General features: G+C 55.3%; 12 protein-coding genes, 1 tRNA gene and 2 pseudogenes. 9 read left to right on the plus strand and 6 right to left on the minus strand.

Annotated elements, in window-relative coordinates; all coding sequences use genetic code 11:
- Positions 1 to 5 precede the first annotated feature (5 nt).
- Both AC3ZU9_RS08580 and AC3ZU9_RS08585 read left to right on the plus strand, forming a co-directional pair.
- Positions 6 to 932, plus strand: a complete 927-nt coding sequence (locus AC3ZU9_RS08580) for a LysR family transcriptional regulator (protein WP_093546855.1) — start codon at positions 6 to 8, stop codon at positions 930 to 932.
- 122 nt (positions 933 to 1,054) lie between these two features.
- Entirely contained in the window at positions 1,055 to 1,243 is a 189-nt protein-coding gene (locus AC3ZU9_RS08585; RefSeq protein WP_010210250.1) for a hypothetical protein, read from the plus strand.
- Between the two features lie 15 nt (positions 1,244 to 1,258).
- Here the strand turns inward: AC3ZU9_RS08585 and AC3ZU9_RS08590 are convergent, their stop codons facing one another.
- Positions 1,259 to 1,639 (minus strand): hypothetical protein, encoded by a 381-nt coding sequence (locus AC3ZU9_RS08590; protein ID WP_012724513.1) that lies wholly within the window; start codon positions 1,637 to 1,639, stop codon positions 1,259 to 1,261.
- A 237-nt stretch (positions 1,640 to 1,876) separates the two neighbouring features.
- Here AC3ZU9_RS08590 and pvdQ point away from each other — a divergent pair, with 237 nt between their 5' ends.
- The 5 genes and pseudogenes from pvdQ (at position 1,877) to AC3ZU9_RS08615 (ending at position 7,168) form a co-directional block, all read left to right on the plus strand.
- Positions 1,877 to 4,162: a bifunctional acylase PvdQ gene (pvdQ, locus tag AC3ZU9_RS08595; RefSeq protein ID WP_490090582.1), complete on the plus strand. Its 2,286-nt coding sequence runs from the start codon at positions 1,877 to 1,879 to the stop codon at positions 4,160 to 4,162.
- Between the two features lie 212 nt (positions 4,163 to 4,374).
- Positions 4,375 to 4,448, plus strand: a tRNA-Cys gene (locus AC3ZU9_RS08600).
- A gap of 370 nt (positions 4,449 to 4,818) precedes the next feature.
- A pseudogene (locus AC3ZU9_RS08605) lies at positions 4,819 to 5,193 on the plus strand (glycoside hydrolase family 19 protein); the annotation flags it as partial.
- Between the two features lie 562 nt (positions 5,194 to 5,755).
- A complete protein-coding gene (locus tag AC3ZU9_RS08610) occupies positions 5,756 to 5,980 on the plus strand; it encodes a hypothetical protein (protein WP_490090583.1) in 225 nt (74 codons plus the stop codon).
- 3 nt (positions 5,981 to 5,983) lie between these two features.
- A complete protein-coding gene (locus tag AC3ZU9_RS08615) occupies positions 5,984 to 7,168 on the plus strand; it encodes a formyltransferase family protein (protein WP_490090584.1) in 1,185 nt (394 codons plus the stop codon).
- Positions 7,169 to 7,988: 820 nt separating this feature from the next.
- On the opposite strand, the gene AC3ZU9_RS08620 is transcribed toward AC3ZU9_RS08615, so the two are convergent.
- Both AC3ZU9_RS08620 and AC3ZU9_RS08625 read right to left on the minus strand, forming a co-directional pair.
- Positions 7,989 to 8,132, minus strand: a complete 144-nt coding sequence (locus AC3ZU9_RS08620; protein ID WP_490090585.1) for a hypothetical protein — start codon at positions 8,130 to 8,132, stop codon at positions 7,989 to 7,991.
- A gap of 100 nt (positions 8,133 to 8,232) precedes the next feature.
- Entirely contained in the window at positions 8,233 to 8,379 is a 147-nt protein-coding gene (locus tag AC3ZU9_RS08625; RefSeq protein ID WP_490090586.1) for a hypothetical protein, read from the minus strand.
- A gap of 77 nt (positions 8,380 to 8,456) precedes the next feature.
- Here AC3ZU9_RS08625 and AC3ZU9_RS08630 point away from each other — a divergent pair.
- Positions 8,457 to 8,795, plus strand: a pseudogene (locus tag AC3ZU9_RS08630) (glycoside hydrolase family 19 protein); the annotation flags it as partial.
- A gap of 143 nt (positions 8,796 to 8,938) precedes the next feature.
- Positions 8,939 to 10,990 (plus strand): acyltransferase family protein, encoded by a 2,052-nt coding sequence (locus AC3ZU9_RS08635; protein WP_490090587.1) that lies wholly within the window; start codon positions 8,939 to 8,941, stop codon positions 10,988 to 10,990.
- A 202-nt stretch (positions 10,991 to 11,192) separates the two neighbouring features.
- Here the strand turns inward: AC3ZU9_RS08635 and AC3ZU9_RS08640 are convergent, their stop codons facing one another.
- The 3 genes from AC3ZU9_RS08640 to AC3ZU9_RS08650 form a co-directional block, all read right to left on the minus strand.
- Positions 11,193 to 11,438 carry a hypothetical protein gene (locus tag AC3ZU9_RS08640; protein WP_490090588.1) on the minus strand — a complete coding sequence of 82 codons (246 nt, stop codon included), beginning with the start codon at positions 11,436 to 11,438 and terminating at the stop codon, positions 11,193 to 11,195.
- A gap of 208 nt (positions 11,439 to 11,646) precedes the next feature.
- Positions 11,647 to 12,459 (minus strand): oxidoreductase, encoded by an 813-nt coding sequence (locus AC3ZU9_RS08645; RefSeq protein WP_490090589.1) that lies wholly within the window; start codon positions 12,457 to 12,459, stop codon positions 11,647 to 11,649.
- Between the two features lie 61 nt (positions 12,460 to 12,520).
- A complete protein-coding gene (locus tag AC3ZU9_RS08650; protein WP_102061387.1) occupies positions 12,521 to 13,519 on the minus strand; it encodes an NADP-dependent oxidoreductase in 999 nt (332 codons plus the stop codon).
- Between the last annotated feature and the right edge of the window lie 39 nt (positions 13,520 to 13,558).

A 13,558-nucleotide genomic window follows, 5' to 3' on the forward strand; every position in this document is an offset into this window, starting at 1 on the left:
TGCCTTTGGACCGTTTCAACGCAATGCGCGTGTTCACACGCATCGTCGAACTGCGTGGCTTCGCCAAGGCCGCCGACAGCCTGCAACTGCCGCGCGCGTCGGTGACCGTGCTGATCAAGCAGCTGGAAGCGCACTTGGGCGTGCAACTGTTGCAACGCACCACGCGGCAAGTCAGCCCGACGCTGGACGGTGCGGCGTATTACCAACGTTGCGTGCAACTGCTGACCGACCTGGAAGAAACCGAGGCGGTCTTTTCCACCCGGCGGCAGAACCCACGCGGCACGTTGAGCGTGGACATGCCCTCGGGAATCGGAAGGTTGATCGTGATCCCTGCCTTGCCCGCGTTCACCGCGCGCTACCCGCAGATCGAACTGGAGGTCGGCCTTAACGACCGCCCGGTGAACCTGATCCGTGAGGGTGTGGATTGCGTGCTGCGTGGCGGCCTTGCGCTGGACGAGTCGCTGGTGGCGCGGCCGTTGGCGATGATGGATCAACTGACCCTGGCGAGTCCGGAGTATCTGGCGCGCAGGGGAGTGCCCGCGTCGCTTGATGACCTGGTCAACCATCAGATGGTCGAATACGTCTCCAGCGCCAGTGGCAAACGGTTTGGCCTGGAGTTCCAGGTCGACGGCCACTTGCACACGGTGAACCTGTCGAAGGGCTTGGCGGTGAACAGTTCCGACGGCTATTTCGCAGCGTGTGAGGCCGGGTTCGGCTTGATACAGGCGCCGCATTATCACGCGATGCGTCAATTGGCCGAGGGATCGTTGGTGGAAGTATTGCCCCAGGTGAAGGTGCCAACCATGGCACTGTCGGCGCTGTACCCGCCGCATCGCCAATTATCCCAGCGGGTGCGGGTATTTGTGGATTGGCTGGTAGCGCTTTGCGCCCAGCCCGGTACCGGGTTACGGCGTGAGGTGGATGCGGGCTGATTGGTCGAGCCAAAGTTTTTCATCGCCTGTAACATAAGCGCCTGCCTGACGTGCTGGCGCTTATCTGCCGCGCAGGTCCGGCGATTCACACCGGCTCTATTCTTCAAGTTCAGGAACCCGTCATGACACAAAAGCAGCGTTTGAAGTACTCGATTCTGATTGCCCTGGCCGTACTGGCGACGATGTTTGGCCTGTCCTATTTGCAGAACACCGGGGTTATCAGCGAGAAGACATTCCAGACCATCGCCATTGCCGTCGCAGTGGTCGTGGTGGTGATCAACGGCATCATGCGCCGCAAGGTCAAGCTCTAAGCGACAGGGCGCCCATCAGGCGCGACCTTCGAGTACCTTGGCAGCCTCTTCATGGAGGCTGTAGCTTTTATCCGCATTGAGGGTGATCACGCCCTCGCTGCACAGGCGCTTGAGCACCTCGCGCACGCTGAGAAACGACAGCGGGATACCCAGCTCTAATAAATGGCTGTGTACGCCGCGCACACCCAGGGTGCGCTGGTTGTCGGCGGCGGTGAGCAGGGCGTCGATGACCTTCAGCCGGATCAGGCTGGTGCGCAAGCCAAAACACTTGAGCAAATGGCGGATACGCTGGTTGCCTTGCTGTTCGGGCACTTTGCCGAATGCTTGTGTACCGCTGCCGAAACTGGCCTCGGCAGCCGATGAATGTCCATCCGTGGGCACTTGCGGGTTGTACATGCAAAAACTCCTTTTCAGAGCCTGATCAGGAAAAAATGAGCGCTCTTAGTTAATAAGACGAACGAGCGAGCGAAATCATGAAGTGAAGGATGTAGAAATTTCGTCGGTATCCGTTTTGTCACATCCGCGCGGCCCCAACTAACTCTCCCTCCACGCTAAATTATTCCCGGTGGTTTGCGTTCTTACGGTGGGGTTATTGCCCCATGTGAGGCGGTTAAATCTGACGGTGGAGTCTGCGTGATTATTTCCAATGGGTTGTCCAGGGTGTGTGTGGCCGGGGTATTGCTGGGGTTGAGCCTGGCTGCCACAGCGCGGGAGCAGGTGACGCAAGCGTCGGCGGATATCCGTCGTACCAGTTACGGCGTGCCGCATATCCGCGCCAGTGATGAGCGTGGCTTGGGCTTCGGCATTGGCTACGCCTACGCCCAGGACAACCTGTGCCTGCTGGCCAATGAAGTCGTCACGGTGAATGGGCAGCGTGCCCGGTTCTTCGGCCCCGAACAGGCGACCCTGGAAGAGCGCAACAACCTGGCCAGCGATGTGTTCTTCAACTGGCTCAACCCGCCGGATGCGGTCGCCGCGTTCTGGAAAGCGCAGAGCCCGCAGATCCAGCAGCGTATCGAAGGCTATGTGGCCGGCTACAACCGTTACCTGAAAGAGCAGGGCGCCCCGGCACAGTGCCAGGCGGCCTGGGTGCGGCCATTGGTGGCTGAGGACTTGGTCAAATTGACCCGTAGGTTGCTGGTAGAGGGTGGCGTGGGGCAATTCGCCGAAGCCCTGGTCGGCGCGACGCCACCTCAAGCGACAGCCTCTGTGACGCGCAACGCCAAGGCCTTTGAGCTCGCGGCCGCCAACCAGCAGCGCTTCGCCTTCGATCGCGGCAGTAACGCGGTGGCGGTGGGGCGTGATCGCTCGTTCAACGGGCGCGGCATGCTATTGGCGAACCCGCATTTCCCGTGGGTAGGCGGCATGCGCTTTTATCAGATGCACCTGACCATCCCCGGTCAGCTGGATGTGATGGGCGCTGCGTTGCCGGGCCTGCCGGTCATCAATATCGGCTTTAACCAGCATGTGGCGTGGACCCATACGGTGGATACGTCCAAGCACTTCACGCTGTACCGCCTGACCCTGGATCCCAAGGACCCCACGCGCTATATGCTTGATGGCAAGTCGGTGCCGCTGGATAAAACCACGGTGAACGTGCAGGTCAAGCAAGCGGATGGCAGCCTCAAGGACCAGTCGCACACCGTCTACAGCTCGCCATTCGGCCCGGTGGTGCAATGGCCGGGCAAGCTCGACTGGGACAGCCACTACGCCTTCAGCCTGCGCGACGCCAACCTGGGCAATGACCGCGTGCTGCAACAGTGGTACGCGATGAACCGCGCCACCAGCCTCAATGAACTGAAAACCTCGGTGCACACCCTGCAAGGCATCCCGTGGGTCAACACCCTGGCCGCGGATGACCAGGGCCAGAGCCTGTACATGAACCAGTCGGTGGTGCCCAACGTCAGCGCGGCCAAACTGGCGCAGTGCAGCGACCCGCGTGCCGGCCTGCAACTGATCCTGCTCGACGGTGCACACAGCGCCTGCGCCTGGGACATCGACCCGCGCGCGGCCCAGCCTGGGATCTTCGCGGCCGACCAACTGCCGCAACTGCAACGCACCGACTACGTCCAACATTCCAACGACTCGGCGTGGCTGGCCAACCCGAAGGCGCCGCTCACGGGCTTCTCCCCGGTAATCAGCCAGGACCACATCGGCCTTGGCCCGCGCGCGCGTTTTGCCCTGCAGCGCCTGCAATCCCTGCAAAAACCGATCAGCGTCACCGACCTGCAAAACATGGTGATGGACAACGAGGTGTACTTGGCCGGCCAAGTCATGCCCGACCTGCTCGATTTCTGCGCCAAGCACCTCGGCGCCGACGCCACCGCCCTGCAACCCCTGTGCACCAGCCTGAAAAACTGGGACCAACGCGCCAACCTCGACAGCGGCATAGGCCTCGTGCACTTCATCAACCTGGTACAACAGCTGCAGCAAATCCCCGACGCCTGGCGCGTCGCCTTCGACCCGGCCCAGCCGCTCACCACCCCACGCGGCCTTGCGATCGACCGCGCACCCGTGGCGAAAGCGCTGCGCGAAGCCATGCTGGCCTCTACTGCCGACGTCGAAAAACTGGGCCTGACTGCCGACAGCACATGGGGCGATATCCAAGTCTCCGGCCAAACCCCAATCCACGGTGGCCCGCAGGAACTGGGAATCTACAACGCCATGCAAACCGTGCCCCGCGCCGACGGCAAGCGCGAAGTGGTCAGCGGCAGCAGCTACCTGCAAATCGTCACCTTCGACGACCAGGGCCCGCATGCCCAAGGCGTACTTGCGTTCTCCGAGTCCACGAACCCGGCCTCCGCGCATTCCAACGACCAGACCCAAGCGTTCTCCCAGAAAAAACTCAGCCCGCTGCCGTTCACCGAAGCCCAAATCAAGGCCGACCCGCAGTACCAGCAACTGCGCATCAAGGAGTAGGGCAGACGCGCAACCCCTTGATGGCATTACGAAATATTTTTGAAATCAAGGGGTTGCACGCGTTGGTAAATACGTACATAATGGCGCCCATCGAACGCAATGAAGCATTAAAAACTTCAATGTATTCAATGAGTTAGAGTAGAGACAGGGTTGTACAGCCCACTCAAATTTTTATGCGGTGAGTGCCAGCAGTTGGGGCATTGATCGTTTGAGGCCGAGTAGCAAAATGGTTATGCAGCGGATTGCAAATCCGCCTACGCCGGTTCGATTCCGACCTCGGCCTCCACTCTTGAAAGCCCCGTAGATTAACGTTTACGGGGTTTTTTATTGCCTGGGATTTGAGAATTCGTTTCGCAATCTAAGACAAAAATCTGTGTGTCAAGGTGCTTAGCCTTAGGCTTCGCACTGATCGGAGGTGCTTGGAACTGCATCATGTAATTCTTAGGCATGAGGGCAATTGACAGTTCGAGACAGGAAGTCTGAGGGACGAAATGAAGCTGATAAACGAGACGATTGAAATGCTCGGCGATTGGCAGGCCCTGCGTGTGTGGAGGTAGGCTAACTCCGATTTTCCTGGCGAAGCCAAGCGCCCGGTCGCTCCGAGCTGAAAACACAGACACCCGCCATCAGCGGGTATTTTTTGCTTGGAGAAAAGTATGCCTATCACCGAGCAGCAGTTGCTTCAGATCCTCACGAGCGTCAGCCGCTAAGCCGGCGTTTTTGTTCCTGTGCTGAATTCCGCTATGGGCAAGTACGGGATCGTCACGCGATTGCTCGTTGCCGCGTTCGTCGCCCAGATCTAGCATTAGCACGAGTCCGGCCAGTTGCGCTACGTGCGTGATATCTGGGGGGGGGGGGGGGCGACCGCCTCGCAGGCCGCCTACGAAGGGCGCGAGGACCTGGGCAATACCGTCGCTGGCGATGGCTCCAAGTACCGTGGCCTTGGCCTAATCCAGATCACCGGCCGGGCGAAATTCAAGGTTTGCGGGGATGCGCTTGGTCTTGACCTAGCCAGCCAACCGATGCTGCTGGGGTAACCACTGTGAGGCGCTCCCGTATATCGCTGCTCTAACATTGGTGGCCGGTACGTTGTTCGGCGCCTATCACCTTTGGCTATCCGTCAAGGACGATGATTTGAAGGCTAGGTGGAGCGATCGAGACGCCGCCGCCGCAAGCGAAAACGCGGTAAAAAAGGCAGTAGAACGTGTCAAAGAACAAGCTCGTCTACAGTCAATCACAAGGTGTTCCAGACACCGCTACGGTTGCTGTCGTTGCCGCTAATCGCGAGTCTGGCAGCTTGCATGAGGCCGCCGACGCAACTACCCGTAGTGTCAGCAGCCTGCGCCGTCATGGTGTTTGCCGACGTGCTTAAGTGCGCTGACCAACGAGTGGGCGAACTGGCAGCAACTGCTGATCAAGCCCTGATCAGAGAAGCGAGCTGCGAGCAGTCCTACAATGCCATAGAGCATTAATCGTCCGGACTCCCTGTGAGGTTTTTATTCAGTCAAAGATGCGACCAGGAGGGCGCAAGGGGAAGAGATGAGATTTTTTATGTACAATGCTTGATACAAGGAACTTTTGGATCCGTTACAAATGGACGCGAAAAAAGCAATAAATTTATCTCATCTGGCCTTTCGAGCTGCCAGCGACCCGGATACGACCTCGGGCGACTTGAGAGAGCTTTCTCTATCTAGCGATGAGGTTGTTCGGGGGGCCGTGGTAATGAACAAATCCACCCCTTCGGATGTTTTATCTCGTGTGCGCGACGACGAAAGCTTTCATGTTCAGGAATGTATTTTAGCCAAGGAAGCCCTGTAGGTTATGCGTACTATTTGTATTGCTGGAAAAAATAATATAGCAGTAGACGGTCTGCGCTATTTTATAAAAAATCATCCTGATCTAAAAATAGTGTTCATACCAAATGAAACCGATAATGGGGTTGATGGTTGGCAGCCATCTTTTAGAAAGTATGCTTTGTCGGAAAACATTCAGCAGGTGAGTCTTAGTGATCTGTACGATGTAGAAGATTTGATATTTATTTCACTTGAATTTGCAGAGATTATAAAGCCTGAAAAATTTAAGTCGTCCGATCTTTACAATATACATTTTTCTCTGCTTCCTAAATATAAAGGAATGTATACCTCTGCACTTCCACTTTTGCATGGGGAAACAGAGTCAGGCGTTACGCTGCACAGAATTGATTCTGGAATAGATACTGGCAGTATCATCAGTCAGCTTAGCTTCGATATTAGCTTCTCAGACAATGCTAGGGATTTATATTTTAAATATTTGTCTGCTGCGAAAGAATTATTCTTGGGCAGTATTTCATCAGTACTTAGTGGCGATTTTGTATGCTACGAACAGCCTAGCTTCGGGGCGTCATATTACTCCAAGTCCGCCATTAACTACTCAGCTCTTTCGATTGACTTCAGAAAGTGCGCATTTGAAGTTGCAAATCAGTTAAGGGCGTTTACTTTTAGGGAGTATCAAATGCCTAGCTTCGGCTCGTGGCAGATTGATGGGGCTGTAATTCTCGAGAGCAAAAGCAATCTTAAGCCCGGATCAGTAATCAGCGATACTGAGGCAGGAATTATTGTGTCGACGATCGACTACGATCTGTTGATGATCAAGGACTATTATCCAGCGCTTTGGGACGCCTCGGCGCATGGAGATGTTGCAGGAATCAAGGGCGCGCTTGAGTTTATTGATGACCTTGATCTTAGGAACAGCAAGGGGTGGAGTGCGCTGATTATCGCCGCTTACTCCGGCAGTGCTCCCGCTATTGAACTGCTTTTGGGTGAAGGAGCAGGCATTTCGGTTTCTGGCTATAACGGTACCACCCCGTTGATGTATGCCTTCAGCCACTATGAGAAATCAAAAGATAGCCGTGCATTTCTTGCGCTTCTTGAGCGCGGGGCAGATCCCTCTGTAGTGGATAATCGAGGCAAAACCATAAAGGACTATATGGTTGAGCGTGGCTGCGTTGATCTTATTGGCTGTGTCTAGATTTTGTGATGCGGTCAAACGGGTATTGAAAGATTAGAGGATGACGGCGGCGCTGTGTAATTTCCAAGCATACGTCAGTACTGTGTCGCGGCGAGTATTCTAAGCTCGCCCAGGAGCCTCTTGTTCTCTATGAACCGGTAGTCGTGCTGATCTGCGACCCCTTGAAGGCTGCGGTTCTTCTCCTCCAGTTCCGAAGTGCTAAGGTTGAACCTAGCCACGCCAGCGAGCGCTTTTTTGAGGTCCGCCGCAGCCTTTGCCTTGCCAGTGGACAGTGCATCGCTAAGCTGGGCCGGGCCGGCAATATTTTTTCGGGCAACCGAGCCAATCGCAGGTGTCTTGATCGATGTTGATGCATGTCAATTCAAGCGCTGCATGTGCATGCAGTTATCGAGGTTTCTAAGATTTGGGAGTGGTGTGTGTCGGCAGGGCGCCGGGATGTGCAAGACTCCGACCTCACATCGCCAATTCGGCGCCCATCTCTAGATACTCGATTTTCTTTTCGTCGCCCCCTCCTGATAGTTCTTAGTCATCTTCTCGTCCGCGTGCGCTATGAGCGGCTGGATGTATTCCTGTGGGAATTTTTGCTGCTCGCACTCAATGTGCGGATCTCGTTAAAAGTGAGGGGCTCACCGGCTGGCAAATGGTCGTAGGCGCTCCAGACGTCCTGTGATATTCAAATGCACCGGTTTTAGTAGCCCTGGATCTTCTCGGGTGGAACGGTGAGCGTGTTCTTCTCCATGTCAGAAACATACTCCAGTCATGTGACGATGTCGTCCTGGCGCTGAAGGCTGGCCAAGGCCAGGCGGATTGCTCGCTTCAGTCATGGCGGCGTGGCCGTTACATCGATGATCAGCTTTAACCCATCGAGCGCGTGGCTTTGCCGTTTCTTCTCGGCCTCCCTCTTTACATAGGTGAGCTCAGCGTTGTTGTTCTCGGACAGGCCTTTGGCCAGCGCGAAGGCCAAGATCTGCATCCATAAGCCGTGATGCTTCGTGTATGCGTTGTTGATGAAGTTGTCCAGATACTCGGCTATGGCCAGCCCGTCAAGCAGCCCTATCAGCCCGTCACCCAGATCCTTGCCGGTAGCGCTCGAGTTTGAACTTGATCTCTTTCAAGTTGCGCGCGAACGATTCGGCAGCCACTCTTCTTCGAAGCGCATCAGCGGGCCGATCCACGATCGGCAGGCGGTCGCCGGTCAGCACGGCCAGCATCGACGAAAAGCTCGGCGAACTTGAGGTTGGCCGCGCTGGTCAGCTTGATTGTCTCCACCAGTGAGCAGTCGCTGTAGATCCTCCCGAACGCCGGCCGTAAAGCCGGCGTTTTCGTTCCGCTGCTGAATGCCGCCACGGGTAGGTATGGGATCGTAACTCGCCAGATGATTGCCGCCCTCATTGCTCAGGTCGGGCCCGAGTCTGGCTAGTTGCGGTGGGTTCGTGAGTTATAGGGACCACCGGCGATCCAAACCGGATACGAAGGCTGCGCCGTCCTGGGCAACAGCGTGAAGGGAAACGGCTCCAAGTACCGCGGCCTTGGCCTGATCCAAGTCACCGGCCGAGCGAACTATGCAGCGTGCGGCAAGGCACTGGGAGTGGACTTGATCAATATGCCTGAGTTGATCGAACTACCTGCCTGCTGGCATGACGCCGGCGCAAAGGTTGGCGGGCCAGGCGGATCTGAAGGAGGTCCTCAGAGTTGGCGAAGCGAATCAAGTAGCTTTAATACAGTGCTGGAGGATAGACTACGCCGATTTTTCGCATATGGATCTGCTGGATGTACAACCCGCCTGATGTAAAACTCGAAACACGTAACGTAAGTACAGCGTACCGTCCGGATATTGACGGTTTGCGCGCTGTGGCGATTCTTTCAGTTATTTTATTTCACGCATTTCCATCCGTATTGCAAGGGGGGTTTGTAGGCGTTGATATCTTCTTCGTTATATCAGGGTTCTTGATCTCAAGTATTATCTTCAAGAGCTTGCAGCGCGGCAGTTTCAGTTTTTCTAGCTTTTACTCCCATCGCATAAAGCGTATATTTCCAGCTCTGATTTTTGTGTTGGTTGTTAGTTATGTGGTTGGTTGGTTTATATTGTTCCCCAATGAGTTTAAACAATTGGGTGGGCATATAGTTGCAAGCGCTAGTTTTTTTCAGAATTTTAACTTGGCGCGAGAGGATGTCTATTTCGGTACGGCAGCCGAACTAAAGCCGTTGCTTCATCTTTGGTCATTGGCCGTAGAGGAGCAGTTTTATCTGGTGTATCCCGTTCTTATATTTTTAGCATGGCGCATCGGAGTCAACGTGCTTGCAGTGGTACTGCTGCTCGGTGTTGTTTCGTTCGGAATTAACCTTCATTACGTAACGGCCAAACCCTCCATTGCTTTCTTTCTGCCGCAAGCCAGGATTTGGGAACTCTTGGTCGGATCGCTGCTAGCCTATCTGCAAGTGTTCAATACGAGCAGGCTTTCTATCTGGATGCAGTTGGCAGGGCGTGGCGGGGCAATAAACAATATTCTGTCAGCTACAGGCGCTGTGCTCATTGTTGCTGGCATCCTATTCATAAACAAGAGCAAGGCATTTCCGGGCTGGTGGGCATTGCTGCCTGTCTGGGGGACGTTCTTGTTGCTACTGGCTGGCCCGCAAACCTGGGTTAATCGAGTTCTCCTGTCCAATAAGCTAATGGTCTTCGTAGGGCTGGTCAGCTATCCCCTCTATCTTTGGCATTGGCCTATTTTGACGTTTGCTCGGCTGGTGTGGTCTGAAGTCCCCCCAGTGGGAATTCGCATAGCTGCGCTAGTTATGAGCTTTGTGCTTGCATGGCTAACTTATAGGTTTTTAGAAAAGCCAGTCCGGTTCGGTAATACATCTGGGCGCGTAACTTTTTTTCTTGCGGTTGCTCTATTTGTTGTTGGCTGTGTTGGGTTTGGTGCGTCTAAGAATGGTGGATTAGAATTTCGCGAGTTCGCCCAATTGAAACAGAACGTCAGCAAGAACCTTAATTGGGGTGGGCAGTGGATTGACGCTAGCTGCTTCGATAAGTACCAAGTAGCACCCTGCGTAGGTAATGGCGAAAGCCCAGATGTGATTATTATTGGCGATAGTCATGCAAATCATATTTACCCTGGGCTAGCTTCCTTTGGTGATCATACTCTCCTGAATACAGGAACCTGCTCCCCATTAGAAGGAATTGAAGCCGAGCGACCAGCGGGCGCCCCAAAGCCCGAGTGCCGGGCTCGTGAACATCTAGAGCGAAATCTTAAACTTGCGCGAGATATACCAACTTTAAAAACTGCAGTGATTTCAGGTTGGTGGTGGCCGGTTCTTTCCGGTACCTACTTAAATCCCGAAGCCGTAAGGCTGAACGGGAGCGTACGGCTTTACTCAACGAATCCAAGTGAGACCGGGCTCTCAAACCCTGAGCTTGTTCGTGCAGGATTGAGTCGGACTATTGATAGCCTAGAGGAGTCGGGCCTTGGTGTGGTTTTTGTTAGAGATACGCCTGCAATCACGTCGGAACTCCTTGAGTACTGCAAGCTTAGGTCGCGCGCTATGCCAGGTAATTGCACCATTCCGAAATCCGATTACATGCAAATGCGCAAGCTTGAAGATGGGCTCGTAGAATATCTTCAAGGCAAGTACCCTTACTTAAGTGTCGTAGATCCAATCAACCAGTTTTGTGACGATGCCCAATGCTTCATCATGCGAGACGGGGTGCTTTTCTATCGTGACGATCACCATTTGAGCATCGATGGCTCTCACTTATTGGCCCCTGCAATCGAAAGCTACCTGAAGCCAGCAGGTGGAAATATGACATCCTCAGTTCAATAGTCTTATTAGTTTGCACCAACGCATCGGATCAGCAGGCTCTCTACGACATTCGATCGAGCCTGCGCAGGCGATGCTGGACTGCGAGTTGAGCTAGATCCACGCCGGGTTCAGCGTATGTTCCCCATCAGTTGCGATGGGGATGAAGGACTTGTTGAACAGGGATGCGTGCAAGTCTAAATAGGGCTGTGTCCCCTAAATACTTTCAGCTCCAGCCGCCGCTGATTCTCCCCCTTAATAGGTAGTCGCGCTGCTGGGCCACCCACTCCAAGCTTCTAGCCTTCCCGGAAAGCTCCGAGTTCTCAAGGTTGTTCCGTGCGATATTTTCGAGTGTCTTTTTGAGTTCAGCCTCGGTCAAAGCCTTGCCTGTGATCAGCAGGTAGTTGATCTGTACCAGGCTGACGTCATTGGTTCTTGTCTTTCGCAGCTTGGCCTGGGTTTGTGAACTCATCCTCGAGCAGGGCACTGGTGCCTGTACATTTCCAGGGGAGTAGGGCAGCCGAGCCACTTCGAGGTGTCATCGTCGATATTCATGGCGTGAAACTTAAACACCCAGCCCTTTGGCGCGGGGCGAAATGTGCCAGAAAGGGAGCCTGCTACGAGTACTGCACGGATTTCGCAGACGCGCTGGCGTGAGTGGCGCCCCTGAGACCCAGGATTCAAGCCGGCAACCGGAATTGCTTGCGCAAGCTCTTATCAAACACCCCGGCGGGAGCGAAGCGGCGCAGCAGGCTGATTTGTTTCGCTGCCTTCCCGGCCGTGTAGCGAAGCTTGGGGTGAATATCGCTCGCCGCTTCTACGACTACCGTCGCTACGACTTCTGGACGATCGGCGTTGGGCATCACATCGGCCAGCAGCGCCTTGAACCCGGCGCGCGCCTGGTCGTACTCCTTCAGCGGTGAGTCCGGTTCTATGCCGTTCTGATCGAAGACGGTTCTTACGAATGCCGGCTCGATAATCGAGACTCGGATATTGAAGGCGCGCACCTCGTGATCAAGGGATTCCGAATAGCCCTCCAGCGCGTGTTTGACCGCTGAGTAATGAGCGGAGTAGGGCGCGGGCACTAACCCCAGAATCGATCCGATATTGATGATGCGGCCTTGGCCATTTGCCCGCATCGACGGTAAGACCGCATGGGTCATGCGGATCACGCCGAACAGGTTGACGTCGAACAGTGCCTGCACCTGCGAGATCGAGAACTCTTCCGCGCCACCCAGCAGGCCAACGCCAGCATTATTGACCAGAAGGTCGATCCGCCCGGTCCGCGCAAGTACAGTGGAAACGAGGGCGCTGACAGCGTCGTCATCGGTCACATCACAGACGAGCATGGTCACCTGGGTTGGCGTGCCGGTGGCCTTGCGGCTCGTGCCGAACACGGTGTATCCCGCCCGTACCAGCGCCTCAGCGGTCGCGCGACCAATGCCCGATGAGGCGCCGGTCACAATCGCGGTTCTTTCGGAAGATGTACTCATTTGCTGCTCCAAGTGTGCGGCTCACTCACAACGTCTTTCGTGAACGAAGAGGAGGGGATAGTTATTTGACTTTAATGATGACTTTGCCCTTGGATCTTCCTTGTTCGACATAGCTCAAGGCGTCGGCGGTCGAGTCGAAGGTAAATGTGCGGTCGATCACCGGTTTGATACTGCCGGACTCAACCAGCGCCGTTATCTTGTCCAGTTGCGCGCCACTGGCACGCATAAATACGAACGCATAACTGACTTTCTTGTTTCGCGCTTTCCTGCGAATACCGCTGCTCAACAGACGCATCACCAGGCCCACTACCCAGGGTAACTTTTGCGCCTGGGCAAACGCCGGCGTCGGTGGCCCGGAGATGGATATCAGTTGGCCTCCCGGCTTCAGAATGGTCAGCGACTTTTCCAGTTCATCCGCGCCCAGGCTGTTTAATACGACGTCGTAATCCTGAAGAACCTGTTCAAACTTTTGCGTCTTGTAGTCAATCACGACGTCTGCCCCGAGTGCCTTGACCCACTCCACGTTAGCCGTGCTGGTGGTCGTCGCGACAAAGGCACCCAGGTGCTTGGCGAGCTGGATGGCGACGCTGCCAACGCCGCCGGAGCCCGCCTGGATAAAGACCTTCTGACCCTGTTTCAGCCTGGCGCTGTCAACCAGCACTTGCCACGCCGTCAACGCAACCAGCGGGAGGGCGGCGGCCTCTTCCATGCTGAGGTTTTCAGGTTTCAATGCCAGTGCGTTTTCATCTACCGCAATCAGTTCCGCGAAGGTGCCTATGCGCGCCTGAGGAGGGCGTGCGTACACCTCATCACCCGGCTTGAAGCGCCGCACGGACGCCCCTACGCGGACCACCACCCCCGCCAGGTCATTACCCAATATCAGCGGGAATGAGTACGGCAGGATCAGTTTGAATTCGCCCGTCCTGATCTTCGCGTCGAGCAGGTTGACGCTTGTGGCATGCACCTGAACAAGCACGTCATGGGCACCCACTTCAGGGGTGGGCACTTCGCTGATGCGTCCATTCTTTTTGCCGTAACGGTCGATCGAGAATGCCTTCATTTTGATTCAGCTCTCATGGCGTTCAATGGAACTTGACCG

The organism is Pseudomonas sp. A39 (assembly GCF_058145955.1).